General features: G+C 53.2%; 18 protein-coding genes. 10 read left to right on the forward strand and 8 right to left on the reverse strand.

What is annotated here, in order from left to right; translation table 11 throughout:
- The first annotated feature begins 57 nt into the window (after positions 1-57).
- The 7 genes from BBB56_RS13145 (at position 58) to BBB56_RS13175 (ending at position 7,956) form a co-directional block, all read left to right on the forward strand.
- On the forward strand, positions 58-2,187 hold the full coding sequence (locus tag BBB56_RS13145) for a TonB-dependent receptor (RefSeq protein WP_370661860.1): 2,130 nt from the start codon (positions 58-60) through the stop codon (positions 2,185-2,187).
- 12 nt (positions 2,188-2,199) lie between these two features.
- Positions 2,200-3,228, forward strand: a complete 1,029-nt coding sequence (locus BBB56_RS13150) for an ABC transporter substrate-binding protein (protein ID WP_123801398.1) — start codon at positions 2,200-2,202, stop codon at positions 3,226-3,228.
- Positions 3,229-3,364: 136 nt separating this feature from the next.
- Positions 3,365-3,763 carry a hypothetical protein gene (locus tag BBB56_RS13155; protein ID WP_123801399.1) on the forward strand — a complete coding sequence of 133 codons (399 nt, stop codon included), beginning with the start codon at positions 3,365-3,367 and terminating at the stop codon, positions 3,761-3,763.
- A gap of 464 nt (positions 3,764-4,227) precedes the next feature.
- The gene (locus BBB56_RS13160) at positions 4,228-5,640 is read left to right on the forward strand and encodes a sodium:solute symporter family protein (RefSeq protein WP_123801400.1); all 1,413 of its coding nucleotides are present in this window, start codon (positions 4,228-4,230) and stop codon (positions 5,638-5,640) included.
- Position 5,641: 1 nt separating this feature from the next.
- Positions 5,642-6,811 (forward strand): sialidase family protein, encoded by a 1,170-nt coding sequence (locus BBB56_RS13165; protein ID WP_123801401.1) that lies wholly within the window; start codon positions 5,642-5,644, stop codon positions 6,809-6,811.
- Positions 6,808-7,278, forward strand: coding sequence for a NanQ anomerase/TabA/YiaL family protein (locus tag BBB56_RS13170; protein ID WP_123801402.1), 471 nt, complete (start codon positions 6,808-6,810; stop codon positions 7,276-7,278). The genes BBB56_RS13165 and BBB56_RS13170 overlap by 4 nt, the downstream gene beginning before the upstream one ends.
- A complete protein-coding gene (locus BBB56_RS13175; RefSeq protein WP_123801403.1) occupies positions 7,279-7,956 on the forward strand; it encodes an SDR family NAD(P)-dependent oxidoreductase in 678 nt (225 codons plus the stop codon).
- Here BBB56_RS13175 and BBB56_RS13180 read toward each other — a convergent pair.
- Complete coding sequence (locus BBB56_RS13180) at positions 7,953-8,726, reverse strand: SGNH/GDSL hydrolase family protein (RefSeq protein ID WP_123801404.1); 774 nt, start codon at positions 8,724-8,726, stop codon at positions 7,953-7,955. The two genes, BBB56_RS13175 and BBB56_RS13180, sit on opposite strands and share 4 nt — an antisense overlap.
- Before the next feature lie 628 nt (positions 8,727-9,354).
- Here BBB56_RS13180 and BBB56_RS13185 point away from each other — a divergent pair.
- Entirely contained in the window at positions 9,355-10,482 is a 1,128-nt protein-coding gene (locus BBB56_RS13185; protein WP_123801445.1) for an acyltransferase family protein, read from the forward strand.
- Between the two features lie 432 nt (positions 10,483-10,914).
- Here BBB56_RS13185 and BBB56_RS13190 read toward each other — a convergent pair whose 3' ends face one another.
- From BBB56_RS13190 to BBB56_RS13220, 7 genes are all read right to left on the reverse strand, one after another.
- Positions 10,915-12,021, reverse strand: a complete 1,107-nt coding sequence (locus BBB56_RS13190) for a PTS fructose transporter subunit IIC (protein ID WP_123801405.1) — start codon at positions 12,019-12,021, stop codon at positions 10,915-10,917.
- Between the two features lie 42 nt (positions 12,022-12,063).
- Positions 12,064-12,375, reverse strand: coding sequence for a PTS fructose transporter subunit IIB (locus tag BBB56_RS13195; protein WP_123801406.1), 312 nt, complete (start codon positions 12,373-12,375; stop codon positions 12,064-12,066).
- Between the two features lie 60 nt (positions 12,376-12,435).
- Positions 12,436-12,906 carry a PTS sugar transporter subunit IIA gene (locus tag BBB56_RS13200; RefSeq protein ID WP_123801407.1) on the reverse strand — a complete coding sequence of 157 codons (471 nt, stop codon included), beginning with the start codon at positions 12,904-12,906 and terminating at the stop codon, positions 12,436-12,438.
- A gap of 276 nt (positions 12,907-13,182) precedes the next feature.
- Positions 13,183-13,860 carry a D-allulose 6-phosphate 3-epimerase gene (gene alsE / locus BBB56_RS13205; RefSeq protein WP_123801408.1) on the reverse strand — a complete coding sequence of 226 codons (678 nt, stop codon included), beginning with the start codon at positions 13,858-13,860 and terminating at the stop codon, positions 13,183-13,185.
- 18 nt (positions 13,861-13,878) lie between these two features.
- Positions 13,879-15,141, reverse strand: a complete 1,263-nt coding sequence (gene ulaA / locus BBB56_RS13210) for a PTS ascorbate transporter subunit IIC (protein WP_123801409.1) — start codon at positions 15,139-15,141, stop codon at positions 13,879-13,881.
- Positions 15,142-15,172: 31 nt separating this feature from the next.
- Positions 15,173-15,439, reverse strand: a complete 267-nt coding sequence (locus BBB56_RS13215) for a PTS sugar transporter subunit IIB (RefSeq protein WP_123801410.1) — start codon at positions 15,437-15,439, stop codon at positions 15,173-15,175.
- 7 nt (positions 15,440-15,446) lie between these two features.
- Positions 15,447-15,890: a PTS sugar transporter subunit IIA gene (locus BBB56_RS13220; protein ID WP_123801411.1), complete on the reverse strand. Its 444-nt coding sequence runs from the start codon at positions 15,888-15,890 to the stop codon at positions 15,447-15,449.
- 222 nt (positions 15,891-16,112) lie between these two features.
- Here BBB56_RS13220 and BBB56_RS13225 point away from each other — a divergent pair, with 222 nt between their 5' ends.
- Both BBB56_RS13225 and corA read left to right on the forward strand, forming a co-directional pair.
- A complete protein-coding gene (locus BBB56_RS13225) occupies positions 16,113-17,156 on the forward strand; it encodes a LacI family DNA-binding transcriptional regulator (RefSeq protein ID WP_123801412.1) in 1,044 nt (347 codons plus the stop codon).
- A 171-nt stretch (positions 17,157-17,327) separates the two neighbouring features.
- Entirely contained in the window at positions 17,328-18,293 is a 966-nt protein-coding gene (corA, locus tag BBB56_RS13230) for a magnesium/cobalt transporter CorA (RefSeq protein ID WP_123801413.1), read from the forward strand.
- Positions 18,294-18,331: the final 38 nt, after the last annotated feature.

Raw genomic sequence — 18,331 nt, forward strand, 5'->3', positions numbered from 1 at the left:
CCTTTTATCACCATTTCCATGCGTTAATATCACCTGTAAAAATGGCCATAATTAAAAATGAAATTCCCTTCCCGCGCGTTCGCTGAAATCTGTGTGTTGAACCTCTTTCTCTGTTCCACTTGTCAGGCTCAGGGCGCACAAGCCGATAACGATAGTATGCTGGTTGTTTCTGCTGCACCGACATCAGCCCCTTCTCATGAAGATGCGACGCAAAAAAGCGCCATGCTGGGCAACGCAGGCAACCAAAGGGTGCGCAACACCCCTTTTGCGCTTCAGTCGCTTTCCCGTGAAATGATGAAGCAGCAGCAGCTGAAAAGCGTCAGCGACCTTTATCGCTATATGCCCTCCGTGCAGGGCGACGGCGCGCGACCGCAAACGCGCGGTATGCAGGGAAGCGTAGTGCAGAATACGATGATTGACGGCCTGAACGTCGTCTCTACCACCGATTACGCCGCCGAGCAGTTTGACCATATTGAAGTGCTGAATGGACTGGCGGGTTCGCTGTATGGCCCAGCCAATCCGGCTGGGTTGTTCAACTTTGTGGCAAAGCGTGGCGCCGATCTGCCGCAGCATCGCCTGACGGTGGGAGGGGGGAGCGGCGGCAACCACAAGCTGGCTGGAGACTTCAGCGGACCGCTGGATCAGAACGATCGTCTGCGCTATCGCCTGAATCTGCTGGACGATGAGGGCGGCGGCTACGTCAGCGGCAGTAAAGTGCGTCGCCAGCTGGTTAGCCTGGCGCTGGATGCCAACCTCAGCGACCGCACCGTGCTGGAGACGAATGTCAGCGCCTACCATTACTATGATAAAGGTTTGCCGGGTAAATTCGCCCTGGGGAGCGGATTAACCTTTCCGGCCGCGCCCGACCCCAAAAAAGCCGGACTGGGACAAAATTACGCGGGCGATAACAACCATACTCTTATCGCTGCGGCGCGCCTGAAACACGATTTCGACGGCAACTGGCAGGGTGAAATCGGCGTACTGCGCCAGATCGCCGATCGCGAGTCAACCGGCGTGACCAATACCTTTACCGATAATACCGGTCATTACACCACCACAACCTCATCCTCAACGGCCAGCCGCTTCACGATCAATAGTTATATGGCGAACCTTAACGGCGAAGTGGACACTGGCTGGCTACATCACCAGATTGCCGTGGGCGTGCGCGGTTTTGTGTGGAAAAACTGGAACCCGGTTTCTGGCGGCACCTCAACGCTGGGCAGCGCCTCGCTGGATCGGCCGGCGCGCTTTAATCCGCCTGACTATCCCGACTTTACCGACCGGTATCACTCTGCCACAGCCACCCAGCACGCCTTCCTGCTGAGTGATAATTTGCAATTTTCGCCGCAGTGGAGCCTGCTGCTGGCGGGGAGTGAAAGCCAGCTCAGTTCCGCCAACTACGCTAAAACCGGCGCGCGCAGCAGCGAGTCGTCTGACAGCGGCTTCTCCGGCTCTGCCAGCCTGCTTTATAAGCCGGTCGATCCTCTGACGCTGTATCTGACCTGGGCAGATAGCCTGCAACAGGGCGACACCGCGCCCGCAGGCGCGAATAATGCAGGAAATATTCTTGCGCCTTACCGCAGCAGGCAGGTCGAATTCGGCGCCAAACTGGCGATTCACCGGCTGCTGTTGACGGCGGCGTTATTTGAGATCAAGCGTCCCTTTGCCTATACCCTCGACGGCGGCGATTACGCGGTGGATGGCCAGCAGCGTAACCGGGGGCTGGAACTGATGGCGGACGGCGATGTGACCGACGCCGTTCATGTCTATGGCGGTATGACCTGGCTCGATCCGCGCCTGTTCGATACGGCCAGCAGCGCGACACAGGGCAAGCAGGTCGTTGGGCTGCCGCGCTATACCGCCAGTCTGTTCGCCGCCTGGGACCTGCCCTGGATTACCGGAACGGAACTTCATAGCGGCGCACGCTACGTCGCGGCGCGCGCAACAGATAATGCCAATAACGGCTGGGTCAGCGGCTATACCACGCTGGATGCGGGCGCGGCCTGGAAAACCCGCCTGATGAAAACCGATACGACCTTTCGCCTGGACGTCACCAACCTCACCAATCGCCACTACTGGACCAATATCGTACCGGGCGGATTGAATGGCTATAGCGGAGCGGGCCTTGCCAGCGCCTCGATTGGCGCGCCGCGTCAGGTTCAGCTCTCAATGCAGCTTGATTTTTAAGGAGCCGACAGCATGAAAAAAGTGTGGCAGGCCAGCCTGTGGCTGGCGCTGAGCATAGCAGGGATGGCAGCCTCGGCGGCCACCTTAACGGATGATTCAGGTCAGCGCGTGGCGTTGCCTCATCCGGCGCGGCGCATTGCCGATGCCTGGTATGCCCATCACTCTCTGTTAATGACGCTGGGCGCGGGCGATTTAATTGTCGCGACGGTCAACCATCCCCAAAGCCAGCCCTGGATGTTTACCGTGCAGCCATCGCTGAATCAGGCGCTTCAGGCGCGCGGCAAAACCTTTTCCAGCGAGGCGCTGGTGGCGCGGCAGGTTGATGCGGTATTTGTCCCTGCGCAGGATCCTGACGCGATGAGCTATCGTCAGGCGGGACTACCCACGCTGAGTATGCAGTTTGACGATGTTGAATCAATGAAGCGTTCGCTACTGACTACGGCCGCCGTGGTCGGCACGGCGGAAGCAAGGCGTCGGGCGCTGGCGTACAACCACTATCTGGATGCGCAGATTGCGACGATCGGCGCGAAGACCGCGTTGCTGACTGACAGCGAACGGCCGCGCGTGCTGCATATACAGTCATTGCACCCCCTGAAAATCGACGGCAGCCAGACGCTAATCGATAGCTGGATCAGGCTTGCCGGAGGAAGAAACGCGGCGGCACAGGTAACAGGTAATATGAAAGAGGTGTCGCCCGAACAAGTTATTGCCTGGGATCCCGACGTTATCATTATCGGCGCGGGCGCAGGCAGGCTGGAAGATTCCAGTTATGCGGCGCTGTTCAGCGTAACGAAAGCCGTGAAGCAGCACCGCGTCTGGCAAAATCCATCCGGCGTTTTTCCCTGGGATCGCTATGGTACGGAATTCGCGTTGCAAATTCAGTGGGCGGCACAGCAGCTGCATCCGCAGCTATTTGCTCAGTCAGATATTATCGCCGCCACCAGAGACTTTTATCAGCGCTTTTATCACTACCCGCTGCGCGTCGATGAGGCGAAAAGGATTCTGGCCGCTTTGCCGCCCCTGAGCGACAGAGATGACTAAGCACTAAGTGCGGCGGCTGGCGTAAAAAGCAGCAAGTCACAGGAATTAGGAACATGCTGACGCATTGTCTGGTGGGAGAAAGTGTGACGCAGCGCTAAAATAGAAGCTTAGTCGCAGCAGAGGTCTGACAAAGATAATGATTTCACGTTTTTCCCCGATAGCTATTCTCGCCGTGGTGGCGCTCAGCGGATGTGCGAAAAAAAACGCCGCGCAGGACGATCCTTCGTTCACGGCCGGTCCCGCACTGGTGAGCGTTTCCCATGTGAAGACGCGTACCGATGACGGCTCCTCGGTTTTTGTGACCGTCGATGGCAAAGATGCCGGTATGCTTAATGGCGGCCAGAACAAAGATCTGTTTCTGACGCCTGGCAAACACAAAATCGGCGGTTACGTGTCGACGCTGTTCGGACTTGGGCGCGTGACCATTAATCCGGTTGAGATCACCACCGCGCAGGGCGAAGTGAAACACGTCGCCTATGAAGTTAAAAGCGACAAACCGACTTTCACCGAATGGACCCCACCTTCTGAGGGCTAAGGGCTAAGCCTGCCGTTCTCTTTTCCTGGCCGGTAAATGCCTGCCGGCCAGGCTGTTTTCCTCCTGATCTTCTCTTTTCGCGCGGGTCTACTGAGAAACCGCGCGTCTTAATGCTCCTTGTTTGTGATTATATGTAATCATCATTGACTATATGTGAGCACGATCAATTTATTCCTCTGCCGCATATCCTATAAATGCAGCTGTGACGCCTTCACTAAGAAAGTGCGCTGATTAAATTCAATCAATCTGCTTCCCTACAGGAGATCAACGTGGCACAGAAAAACAACGGATCTGTCTTTCGGCTCTGCTCAGCGGCGCGCCTGCGCCAGCCGAGCAGAGCCGAACGCGCCAGCGGCGCAGGCGTCATCGCGCAAATGCGCTAACTCGCCAGCTCACACCAACTCATCAGAAAATAAACGGGGGAATATCCCTCACGGTTTCGCTCGTCCTCAAGAGAGGCTCAGATGAATACGTTTAATGCTGAAGATACCCTGATTATTGTCGGCATCGTGGTGGCCTATATTGCGTTCACCACCTGGCTGACCTGGCGGCTGCGCAGTAAAAGCAGCGGTGATTTTATGGAAGGCTCCCGCGCTATGCCGGCGCTGGTGGTCGGGATTTTACTGATGTCGGAGTATATCGGCGCAAAATCCACCATTGGCACCGCGCAGGCGGCGTTTGAAGATGGCTTCGCCGCCTCCTGGTCGGTTATCGGCGCGGCGATCGGTTTTCCCCTGTTTGGTTTCCTGCTGGTAAAACGCATCTACAGCACCGGAAAAATTACTATCTCCGGCGCGATCGCGGAAAAATATGGCAACACCACCAAGTGTATTATTTCGGTGATTATGATTTATGCGCTGCTGCTGGTGAATGTCGGCAACTATGTCAGCGGCGCGGCGGCCATTGCCACCATTCTCAAGGTCAATTTGCCCGTAGCCGCCTTTATTACCGCCATTGTCAGCACGTTTTACTTCTGCTTTGGGGGAATGAAAGGGCTGGCCTGGGTCACCATGCTGCACAGCGCGCTGAAATACTTTGGCATCCTCGCCATTATGGGCTTTGCGCTTTACCGGACCGGCGGCTTCACGCCGATGATCGAGCAGATGCCGGACTACTACTGGACGTGGGACGGTAATATCGGCGCAAGCACGATTGTCGCCTGGCTGATTGGCACCATCGGGTCTATTTTCTGTACCCAGTTCGTTATTCAGGCTATCTCCTCAACAAAAGATGTGCGCTCGGCGAAGCGCGCCACCTGGGTGGCGTTCTTTTTCTGTTTGCCTATTGGCCTGGCGATTGCGGTTATCGGCGTGGCGGCAAAATATCTGCACCCGGACATCAATAGCCTCTATGCGATGCCCATCTTCTTGCAGGATATGAATCCGTGGATGGCCGGCATTGTGACCACCTCGCTGGTGGCGTCGATTTTTGTCAGCGTCAGTACCGTCGCGCTGGCCATCGCTTCGCTGGTGGTAAAAGATTTCTACGTGCCGTATCGCAAACCCACCCAGGAGCAGGAGTTCAAGGCTACCCGCTGGCTGTCGCTGATTATCGGCTTCCTGCCGCTAATTTTTGTCCTGCTTGTGCCTGAAGTGCTGAAGCTGTCGTTCTTCACGCGCGCGATTCGTCTCTCTATCTCGGTCGTGGCGGTTATTGCCTTCTACGCCCCTTTCTTTAAAAGCGCGCGCGGCGCTAACGCCGGTCTGATTGGCGCCTGCGTAGTGACATCAGTCTGGTATCTGCTGGGCGATCCGTTCGGCATCAACAATATGTATATCGCGCTGGTCACACCGGCCATCATTATGGCGATTGATTATCTGATTCCTAACCGACAAGACAGTAAAACGCGCCACGGCGTTGAACAGAGGGGAGTGTAATATGTCTGAAACCGTCATTCGCGATGGCGTGCTGCGTCCGAGCGAGCAGGACGCTCGCGTAGTCACGGCAATGCTGCCGTCACCCTGTCCGCAAAACCATGCGGCCAATATCTTACCCTTGCCGGATGGTTCGTTGATGTGCGTCTGGTTTGGCGGCACCCAGGAAGGGGTGGCCGATATATCCATCTATAGCTCGCGGCTGGCAGCAGGGAGCGATCGCTGGAGCGAAGCGGAAAAATGCTCCGACGATCCTGAGCGTTCCGAGCAGAATCCGGTGCTGTTTCTGGCACCTGATAATGTGCTGTGGCTGCTGTGGACGGCGCAGATCTCCGGCAATCAGGACACCGCTATCGTGCGCTTCCGCCAGTCGCGGGATCTGGGCGTAACCTGGGGCGAAATCAGCACGCTGCTTGATCAGCCCGGCACCTTTATCCGTCAGCCGATTACCGTGCTGGAGAACGGCAACTGGCTGCTGCCGGTATTTTACTGCCGCACCCGGCCAGGGGAGAAGTGGGTGGGTAACGATGACATCAGCGCGGTGAAGATCTCCAGCGACGGAGGCAACAGCTGGCGCGATGTTGAGGTGCCCAACAGCCTGGGCTGCGTGCATATGAACATTACCGCGCTGCCCGATGGCACGCTGACCGCGCTGTTTCGCAGCCGCTGGGCTGACAATATCTATTACAGCCAGTCCACGGACGGCGGCGAAAGCTGGTCGCAGCCAGAACCGACGACGCTGCCCAACAATAATTCATCGATACAGGTCACCACCCTACAGGACGGCGCCCTGGCGCTGGTGTTCAACCCTATGAGCGCGGCGGGCGCAACGGAGCGGCGCGCCTCGCTGTATGACGAAATCGATGACGGCGACGACAGTCGTCAGGAGCCGCAGGCGCGTGAAGGGCGCAGCGCCTTCTGGGGCGCGCCGCGCGCGCCTATGACGGTAGCGCTGTCACCGGACGGCGGCAAAAGCTGGCCGTGGCAGCGCAATCTCGACGAGGGCGACGGCTACTGTATGACCAATAACTCTCAGCAGAAGCTGAATCGCGAGTATTCCTATCCGAGTATCAAACAGGGCGCGGACGGCGAGCTGCATATCGCCTATACCTGGTTCCGCCAGGCGATCAAATATGTGCGTTTATCGCCGGATTGGGTCAGGGAGGCAACATGATCATTGGTAATTTGCTGACCTTATCGATGGCCGGACTGCCCGCCGCGCTGCGCGCTATTCTTGAGCGTGACGACTGTACGCTTGAGGCGCTGCAACAGCGTGAAGACGGCTATTTTCAACCGGAAGGGGTGCCGTGGTTTTGCCAGATCGGTCCGGCACAGACTCAACCCGCAACGCAGCGGCATACCGAGTATCACCATCAATACGCCGATATTCAGGTGGTGCTTCACGGTAATGAAATCATTAATGCCAGCCAGCAGAGCCTGGCGCAGCCGGGCGATGAGGAGAGAAAAGCGGATCTGTTTATTGCTGCCGTGCGTGCTTTGCCGGTCTCAATGCTCCTGAGCACTGGCGATTTTGTGGTGTTTCTGCCTGGCGAACCTCATCAGGCGCTATGCGCCGCGTCGCAGCCGCAAACGGTGCGTAAAGCCGTATTCAAAATCCCACGTCTGCTTCTGGAGGGCTAGATGCCGCATGCGATTGTTACGGGGGCCAGCTCCGGTATCGGCGAGGCCATCGTCACTGAGCTGCTTGTAAACGGGTGGCAGGTGACCGGGTTAAGCCGCAGCAAGGTAACGCGTGATAACGAAGGTTTTCGCAGCGTACAGGTGGATATGACGGATGAGCCGGCGCTTATACGCGCCATCGCCGACATAGCGATACCGGATGCGCTGGTCCATGCCGCCGGGCTAATGGCCGCCGCGCCCGTCGGCGACATCAATCTCGGCGTCAGCTCGCGCCTCTGGTCGCTGCACGTGCGCGCGGCGGAAATTCTGGCCAGCCATTTTGCGCCTGAAATGGGCGCAGGAGGGCGCATCGTACTGATTGGCAGCCGCACATCGCGCGGGGCCGCTAACCGTTCGCAGTACGTCGCCACTAAAGCGGCGCTGGTGGCGATGGCGCGTAGCTGGGCGATCGAGCTGGCGGCGCGCGGCGTAACCGTTAATGTGGTGGCGCCTGGCGCGACGGAGACGCCGATGCTCTCTCAGCCTGGCCGCGAGGCGTCGAAACCCGTTATGCCGCCGATAGGTCGGCTGATTAAACCACAGGAAGTTGCCGCGCTGACCGCGTACCTGCTGTCTCCGCAGGCCGCCGCCATTACCGGGCAGGAGATGGTGATTTGCGGCGGCGCCTCGCTGTTTTAAGAGCGCGTATGAAGCGCAGCGAGCTGCGCGCCGAAATGTTGCTCGATCACCTTAAAGGTTTCCAGCGCTTTGATACGATAAAGCTGTTCGGAGGGGTGAATACAGTCGGGCGACATCATGGCGCGCCAGTCAGGCATCTTTTTTATCCGCTGGTACTGGCTGACCAGCGGGACTTTTTCCGCGCGGGCAATAGCCTCAAGCCGCGCGGCATAGGGCGCCACATCCCATTTTTCTGCCCGGCCGCACAGCGGATGCGGCTCCTGCAACACCACGGCTTTACCCTTCGCCTGAGCGCTGTCAATGAGCGCTTTCATGACTTCGCTGTACCGCTGCGGACTTACCTGATACGGCTCTTCAATATCATGAAAATGGAAATGTCGCGCGTCGTTAGTGGCGAAATTCAGCAGTATCAGGCTGGCGTCTGAGCGCTGCATCGCCTCCTGCCACGGCGGATTATGAGCGTACTTATAGCGGCCATTGAGTAACTCAATCGCCTGCGCTGAGGGGGCGCCTCTGTTAATTACCCGCACGCCGCTGCCATATTTTTCCTGCAAAAGCTGATTGAGTACGGCGATTTCATTATGTTCGGCGACGATATTACGCAGCCGGTCACCTTCACGCACGGCCATGACCCCTCTAGTGCTGGAGCCTCCCCAGGCTTCAATAATAAAGGTGCCTGGCGGAGAGTTATGCGCAGCGGCGGCAAAGGAAATAAGCTGGCTCAGCGCGCCATAGAGCGCGAGTGTAAAAACTCTTTTTTTTGGCGGCATATTACTCTCAGCGTTTTATTTTCACAGGAAGTCGAGGTTAAACGACAAGAGAGATGACGATAACAAACTTTGTTATCTGTCAGCAACGCAATTAGTCTTAATCGACAATAGTGAGTTTATATCAACGCGTTGCTAAACAATATGCGCAATTAGCAGCGAAATAAGCGCGCGTGAGGCAGGGTTTGCCGATGCCGCCAGTAAAGGTTGCGCATGTTGATTTATAAGCGACATTTCTTTTATTCGATGGCCTGAATGGCGGTCTCCAGGCATCCTGATGAGACCAGTTTTATCTGGAGTCGTCAGCGCAGGTAGCGGGGTGTCTTTACTAACATCATGTATTTTATACTTTAATTTTATTTTGTCGGAAAAGAAAGCACAGAGGAAAGGCCTTTTCGCTCTGGCTTTATTCCTAAAAAAGATGATTCTTTCCAGGCATATTCCTAATGTCCGGCTGGCGGAATGCTTTTTAACCTTAAGTAATGATACGCTTTACTTACGCAAGCCGTACGGGGTAATTCTGATTTCTGCGGCTTCCACCACCAGGTCAGACCTATATACTTCTCGCATATCGCCATTTAACCGTGGCGGCGACGCGAGGTGTCCTGACAATTTAAAAGAAGGGTATAATGTGGAAAACAGAACGTTTCTCTCCAGCCGAAATATCGGCCTGGATTTCCTGCGTGCGCTGTTAATTCTGGAAGGCGTTTTATACCACGCGGCGCGGAGCCTTCCGGGCGGAAATAATTGGTACTATATCTCAGGTAAAAATGAAGCAGACGGTTTTAGCGCGCTGATTGAATTTATGCATACCTTTCGAATGGAGGCGTTTTTTTTCCTGTCAGGAATGTTTTCGGCCATGGTGATCCTGCGCAAAGGCAGCTCTTTTTTCTATAGCAACCGACGCAAACGCGTGCTGGTGCCGTTAATTACGGCATTTCTGTTCATTCCGGGACTCATGTATCTTATTAGCGCTGAAATTAAGGGCGAAAGGTTAACGACTCAGGGCGCGCTGGGGGCTTATACCTATATGCATCATCTGTGGTTCCTGGTTTCGCTGTCTCTGATGTCATTTTTTGTACCGCCGCGTTTTTATCAGGGCGCGGCGGCATTGATGCGACGCCTGCCTTTTCCTGTGCTGATAGCGGCGCTGATTGTTGCTGCCAACGCTTTCTTTGTCGTAAAGTTTTTCGTCAAAGACGCGGGGGAATGGGTCAGCCTGATTCCCGTCACGCTACGCTTTATGGTGTTTTATGCGGCGGGCTATGCGCTTTACCTTAATAGCGATCAGATCCCCCGCCAGGCACGTAGTTTTCTGGTCAATACAAAGGTAGTGGTGGCTCTGGGCGTCTTCTGCTGGCTGGTGTTCTATGCCATTTTTCATTTTAACATTACCAGTAGCCTGAAATATTTACCGGTGCTGAGCGCCAGCGTCTTCTCGGTTATTTTCTCCTACTGGGTGGTTTTCACCTTTGAAAAACTGCGCATGAAAGAGAACCGGCTGGTTACCGGGGTGGTGGATTCGGCGCTGGTGATTTACCTGATGCACTATCCGGTGGTGATTACTTTCGCCTGGATGCTGGATAGACGCTTGCCGGATACGCTGCCGGTCACCTATGTCGCCGTAGTGACTTTGCTGGGGCTGGCCTGTAGTACCCTGATCTATCTGGTCATTAAACAGCTACCGCTGCTGTCGCTGCTGTTTGGTCTGAAACCGGCGAGGGTTCAAAAGGTCTCAGCCATTAAATCCCGCGGCTAACATGTTTTTCCCAAAGCCCGCCAGACCGCGTCTGGCGGGCTTTCTACCTGTAGCCTCTTCAGATGCTGCTGATATTTATCAGGCGGTTCCGCCTTCAGACAGCCGCAAAGGGAAGGCATCAGGAGAGTCAATAATAGCCTGTCAGCATGTCATAAACTGAACTGCCTGAGACAGTAGCGATAGTTAGCTGAGCAGACAGCTTATCTGGCTGAGGGCTTTACCAGCCCCCTCAGCATCAGTAGTCGAGACAGCTCTCAGGCATAAAAGAGGACAGGAGTAGTAATGAAACGATTCAAACAGGTAACTTCAGCAAAACATTAATTTTGAATATTGAGTTGACGAATGCGGTAAAGCTCTGATGTTATTACGCTGTTCTGAGCGCTGTTCTGAGCGCTGTTCTGAGCGCTGTTCTGAGCGCTTTTCTGTCGATATTTAGCTTATTTTAATATCATCCAGATTAATATCCTCTTCTTCAGGCTCGGTATGACTAATCGCATCGCGAGGGACATCTTTTTTGATGACGGCATAAACCGTTGCGGTGACGAAAATATTGACCATCAATGCCATAATACCCGCCACAGGGTGTGACATTGTCGGTATCATCAACACACCGCCAAAAGGAACGGTTGCATCCGCGCCATATACCATGGTGACTGCCCCGCCGCATGCACCACCTATAGCCGCCGCCGTAATGCCCCGCACGATGTCATTCATTACTATTGGAATAGCGCCTTCAACGATATTGACTACTCCCATCGGGACCGCCGACTTTAACATTTCAATCTCTTCGTTAGTGTAGATATTTTTGCGAAAGAGTCTGGCGATAAAAAAAGCAAGTCCGAAACCGACGGGCGTTGCCGTGTTAACTAACTGAAGTGCCGTAACGGGTTCATTTATGCCTTGCGCTTGCAGGGTGAGTACAAATGCAAAGCAGGTTTTATTGACTGGGCCGCCAAAATCAATGATACACAAGGCTCCAATAACGGCGCCCAGGAGTAAATTAGACGAGGTCCCCATACCTCTGAGGAAAGAGGTGAGAGCATCGGTAAAAATACCAACAGGCGTGCCGATGATGTAGACCATAATCAGGGCACTTAACATTGATGCAAAAAAGGGAACAATCAGGGTGGGCATCAACCCTCTGGCCCAGCCCGGAACCTTGACATTCTTTATAATTGCAAGAGCGATATACCCCGAAATATAGCCGCCGATCATGCCGCCAATGAAACCCGCGCCAATAGCGTTCGCTGCCAGACCTACGATAAAACCTGGTGCAATACCGGGTTTACCCGCAATCGAGCCGGAAATCCCGATGGCAATCACGACGGGTAAAAGTCCAAGTGCCTTAGCGCCCATAGTCGCTAAGGCCTGCCACAGATCAAACTGGCCGGGTTCTAAGGCGTCCTGAACCGTTCCCCCCAAACCCATACCGATGGCAATAATAAACCCAGCCCCACAGACAACTGGAATCAAGAACGAGATAGCCGTCAGCAAATGACCCTTAGGGTTTGCTGCTTTCCATATTTCTTTTATATTCATAATTTACGCTCTTCATTTTATATCGAATAGTCGCTTTACTGGTTATGAATTAACTAGCTCACTAAGTTTTTCAATGAGTTTATTAGGCGATTTGACCGCCATTTCCGTGGGTACTTTAACAACTTTTTTTCCGGCAAATCTTTCCTCGCCAGATACCTGAACGTCAGCCGCCAGCAGTACAATATCAGCCTGGGCAATCTCATCGGCGGTTAACGCATTTTCGATCCCAATCGTTCCCTGGGTTTCAATTTTTACGTTATGGCCGGCTTTTTTTGCTGCGATTTCGATTTTCTTTTGTGCAATATAGGTGTGTGCAATGCCTACAGTACAGGCTGTGATGCCAACAATATTCATGACTGTTTCCCTTAAGTGATTTCATTACCACAGGATTAAAAAAGGTTAATCAACAGATAGCTACGATTTAGCGCCTTCAGACTCAGGGGTGAGAAGCGCTATGATTTTCTGCGGTTCATTTTCCTGTAACAGTTTTGCTATTATTTCTTCATCAGCCAGCGAGCCTGATACCTGCGATAATAACCGGATGTGGGTTGCATTCTGATCCACCAGGCTGACAGCAAATAAAATAATGCAGCGAACATCGCTACCATCCATGGTTTCCCAGGGTATTTCATGCTGGGTTCGTCCAATTGCCAGTGCGGTATGGGCGACGCCAGAGGATTTGCCGTGTGGAATAGCAATATGATTTTCGAACCCAGTAGAACCTTGCTCTTCGCGTAGCCAGACGTCTTTGAGAAAGTCATCTTTATTAATCACAGCGCCGGATTTCACCAGTAAGTCAGTCAGCTCCTCAATGGCTTCCTCTTTACTTTTAGCTGCCATATTTAATGTAATGTTTTTGACATTAAGTACATCCGTAATATCCATGATTTACCTTATTTATTCAGGGTTAAGATAGTAAGGGCAATATCGATGGCTTGCATTACGCTGGGTTGCCATAGCGCCACGTTCCGTTTCAGGGGCATGTCCCTGGCCCACCGGCTGAATGTGCAGATAATACTATTGGCTCTTGCAACCACACGCCTTCTGGCGCTTACTGCGACAACCCTTTGTCAAACCTGAAACCGGTTGCCAGCAACAAGTCAGATTACCTGCGGCTTTGCCCTGTGCAATCGTCCGGCCGGGCTAAGCGCGTCGCAAATTTCAGGCAGCGACTTCCCGCTGGAAGATATCAACCATTTTATCCCAGGCATCGCTGACATTGTCTGCCAGAGAGAAGAGTCCGGACGTGCCCACAATAAAGACGTCAACGCCGGACTGGGCGATAATATTGAATGTTTTCTCGTTGCAGGAGCCATCAATTTCAGTCAGGTAGTGGTAACCTTGCGCTTCGCGCATCGCAATCAGCTGTTTAATTTTGTTGAGTGATTCCGGAATAAATTTCTGCCCTGCATAGCCTGGGTCAACTGACATCACCGTCACTTTATCCAGCAGGTGCGCGTACTCTTTAATTGCCTCCGCCGGGGTGGCAGGATTCAGCACCACGCCACAGCGGCGTCCCGCATCTTTAATCTGATTCAACAGGCGGAAGATTTTGTTATTCGCCGTCTCTGGATGGAAACTGATAATATCGGCCCCTGCATCAATGCACATCGGAATAATATCCTCCGGATGATTGACCATCAGGTGGACGTCAACAGGCACATCGGTAATCTTTTTCAGGTTCTCAATAAAGAACGGGGATAGCGTAATGTTCTTCACGTAGCTACCGTCCATGATATCAACGTGATAAAAATCAGCCCGACTGTTCATTGCTGTAATTTGCTCTCTGAACTGCGTCAAATCCATACACATCAGCGAGGGTGAAAACTTAGCCGCCATAGGTAATCTCCAGAATCGTTAATTAAACAGTGACACGACATGTCCAAGGATGATGCCAACAACGCCGAAGTCCGCATCGCCAAAGGTGGTGGATGCAAAACCCAGGTCGCCCATCAAAGGCAGTAAAATTGCAGGCAAAAATGAAATTAACAGGCCGTGAGCAAAGGCGCCCAATACCGCGCCACGGCGCCCGCCGCAAATGTTGCCGTACACGCCCGCCGTCGCGCCGCAAAAGAAATGCGGCACCAGGCCAGGAACGATGACGCTCAAACCAAACAGCGGGCACAGAAACATGCTGACCAGGCCAGCGGCAAAGCTTGAAAGAAACCCAATGATCACCGCGTTCGGGGCGAACGGAAAGACAGTAGGGCAGTCGAGCGCCGGTTTAGCGTCCTTAACCAGTTTGTCCGCAATGCCTTTAAAGGCCGGCACGATTTCGGCAATGATCATGCGCACGCCCGCCAGGATAATCCACACGCCCGCCGCGAAGGTCAGCGATTGAATAATGGCGAAAATGATAAAGTTTTGGCCCTCGCTGACGCGGGTCTCAACGAACGCCTTTCCTGCTGTCAGCACCAGGACCACGAACAGGATCAGCATCGTCAGCGAGATGGCGACCGAGGAGTCACGCAGGAAGTTCATGGATTTGGGCACTTTCAGCTCTTCAATCGACGGGCTGCCTTTCCCCACGAGTTTGCCCACCAGCGCAGACAGCAAATAGCCGGTTGAACCAAAATGGCCGAGCGCCAGGTCGTCAGTGCCTGTTATTTTGCGTGTAAACGGCTGGAGGATGGCTGGAGAAACCACCATCATGATCCCCAGGATCATCGCTCCTCCCACTACCACCCAGAACGGCGACAGGCCGCCGACAGAGAGGATTACAGCCAGCATCGCTGACATATAAAGCGTATGATGCCCCGTCAGAAAGATGTATTTCAGCGGCGTAATACGAGCAAGAACAATGTTGAACAGCATCCCCAGCACCATGATCATTGCTGTCGCAGTGCCGTAGTTTTTCTGCGCCAGCGCCGCCATGGCGTCAGTATTGGGTACGACGCCCTGAATATGAAATGAGTGCTCGAAGAGCTGGCTAAAGGTGGTTAATGTAGTGGCAATAATTGCCGCGCCGGAGGTTAATATCACAAAACCCATAATGGTTTTAAGGGTTCCTGAAATAACATCGGAAAAGGCTTTTTTCTGTAATAACAAGCCAGTCAGGGAAAATAAACCAACTAAAATTGCGGGCGTGCCTAATACATCATGAATGATAAACTGCAACATAGAATGACTCCGTGAGGCCGCAAATAATTCATCAGAGATTCTGAGAGAGGATGTGTTTTATCTTTTCATTATCCAGCAGGTTCGATAAGCCAAAGACCTGTGCAGAATGGCTGGACAGATGTTCAGCAATATCTTTTGCGCTAATAATAATGTCGGCCGCTTCACCTTTAGCTGAAGTCAGATCGGTATGAGATACTTCTGCTTCTTTATTCAGCTCGCTAATTATTTTCTTAACGTTCATTTCAACGATAAAGCTGCTGCCCAGGCCATTCCCGCAAACAATCAGAATCTTTTTCATCCTTACCTCATTCTCTGTTTATAACTGTTTGAATTTCTTCTAATGTTGCTGCTTTCAGCAGTTCCGGGAGCCGTTCATCATCGCTGAAAATGTTCGCCAGTGCGGTAATCATTTTGATGTGCTCATCTCCCGAAAGCGCGCACAGCATTATTACGACGTAAACCGGGTCATTCTCATCTGTCTCAAAATGAACGCCCTGTTTAATATGTAGTAGTGATAAGCCGTTTTTAATGGCTCCTTGCTCCGGGCGAGCATGAGGCATAGCCAGTCCAGGCGCCAAAACATAATAAGGGCCAAGTTTCTGATGACTGTCAAAAATAGATTGAATATAATTTTCAGTGATAGCTTTTTTCGCCAGCAAGGGCTGAGCCGATAACCAGATGGCATGTTTCCAGTCGCTGACTGACTCAACAATCCGAATATTCTCCGCAGGCAACCAGGCCGTAATCATATATTCCCCAACAGCGTTGAAAGTGGCTCTACTATAGAGGAATGCATTTAGGGCATACCGTGATCATCCTCCCAAAGTTAGCGCTAACATGGCTGCAATGTTAAAATTATTGTTAGCGCTAACTTTGCGGAGCGGTTTAAAAGTGACTTTGCAGATGGACGATGCGCATAACGTTAAATTTCATTTACACTAACCGCCCAGTCAGGTTGAAGGAGCAGATCAGTGCGGACGTTACAAGCGGACGATATCGCCAGAGAAAAACGCAGGAAAAACACCGGTAAAATCACCCTTGCTGAAGTTGCCAAACGCGTTGGCGTCAGCACGATGACGGTGTCACGTGCGTTACGTATGCCCGAAAAAGTGAATCCTGAACTGCTCACCCGCATTGAAGCGGCGGTAAGCGAGCTGGGCTATGTGCCAAACCTACAGGCTCGTAGCCTCGCATCTGCCGACTCCAGCCTGGTCATGGGGGTGGTGCCTTCGTTTTCCTCTCCGGGCTTTCTTGCCGTGTCAGAAACGTTGCAGTCTGCGATCGCAACCCAGGGTTACAGCATGATGTTTATTGAGTCTGGCCAGGGGGGACAGAGTGAAGAGAAAGCCTTCGCACACATGCTGGCCTACAATCCGGCGGCAATTGTTCAATTCAATATCGATAACATCAGCAGCTGTTCACAGATGTTACTTAACAGTGGCGTCCCGGTGGTTGAGATAGGCGCTATCAACCGTGACGTAGGCTGGGTCAGTATTGGCGTTGATTACGCTGCGGCCATCAAAAAGCTGGTAACGTCACTGGTGCAGACTGGCTATAAAAATATCGGCCTGCTCTGCACCGCCTCGAATAACGTGATGTTCCGCCAGCTACTGAGCGGGTGGAACAGTGCCATGCTCTCGGTTAACCACTCTCCACATCGTGTTGTGACCTCTCATTTGCCAGCGGGCATCACAATGGGGCTAAATCTGTTGGGCGATATACGTATCACCTGGCCAGAGCTGGATGCGCTGATTTGTACTTCAGATGAAATCGCCTGCGGCTGCATTATGGCTTGCCAGAGTGCGGGGTTGAAAGTGCCTGACGTTCTGGCTTTAGCGAGTCTGAGCGGCGGTACTCTGGCCGCCGTTTGCTCACCGGCCCTGACCGCCGTCGAATTCCCCTGGAGTGAAACGGGAACGCTTGCAGGCAAAACCCTGCTGGATATTCTGGCTGGCAAGTCGACAGAGAACCTCATTGAGTTACCCTCAAGGTTACAAATACGCGCCAGCACCTGAACGCCACAGGACAGTTGAAATCCGGCTTGTTTGATCCTTTTATCGGCTTCGTTAGCGCTATTTCCTTTGGCCCTGATGCTAAAGGGGCATTCTGTTACAAACCTCCCCAGATGGCCCCGTGAAAACCCGTTATGCTGTTAATACTTAACACAACCGTGTAGCGAAGGGATCATGATTGTTAATTGCATGGTATATCGTCCAGGGCAGTCTGGGCAGGAATTAGACATTGAGAAAATCAGCGACGTTTTAGCTGAGCAAGACGCGTTTATCTGGCTGGGGCTTTATCAGCCTGAAGAAGCCTTCATGCATAAGATCCAGGGTGAATTTGGATTGCACGACCTGGCGGTAGAGGATGCGCTGTGCGCGCACCAGCGGCCTAAGATTGAGCAGTACGGCGAGTCGATGTTTATCGTGGTAAAGACCGTAAGCTCGGAGAATGAACATCTGCGTTTCGGCGAAACCCACTTTTTTGTCGGCAAGAACTTCCTGATTTCTCTGCGCCACGGCGCATCTGACAGCTACGCGCCGGTGCGCGAGCGCATTACACAAAACAGCGAGATGCTGGACCACGGACCAGGTTATCCACTCTACTGCATTCTGGATTTTGTGGTTGATCGCTACTCTGAATTCACCGCCTCGCTCGGCGAAAACATCAGTGAACTGGAAGCCGCGCTGTTTCGTTCAGAATTCGATAATGTCGCCGTGAAAAAGGTCTATCGCCTGCGACGTGAATTGCTTAGTCTGCGAAATGCGGCACAGCCGCTGGAAGAGATTTGCCAGCAGCTCATTCGTCTGCATGAAGACATCGTCCCCAAAGAGCTGCGCGCCTATCTGCGCGACGTACAGGACCATGCCCGCCATGTGGTCACAGACGCAGAAGATATGCGTGAAATGCTGACCAGCGCCATGCACGTCAACCTGGCAATGGTGGCGGTGCAGCAGAATGAGGTAACGAAAAAGCTGGCGGGTTGGGGTGCGATTCTGGTGATCCCCACCATCATATTCAGCATGTACGGCATGAACTTCAAAGAGATGCCTGAGCTGGATTCACCTCTCGGTTATCCCCTGGCGCTTGGCGTGACCTTTATTGCCTGCTTTGGACTCTGGCGACGCCTGCGTAAATCGGGCTGGCTGTGAATAAGAGGGGCGCCGCGACGCGGTGACCGTCGCGGCGA

This window comes from Candidatus Pantoea deserta, from assembly GCF_003813865.1.
In the GTDB taxonomy this organism is placed as follows: Bacteria; Pseudomonadota; Gammaproteobacteria; order Enterobacterales; family Enterobacteriaceae; genus Pantoea; species Pantoea deserta.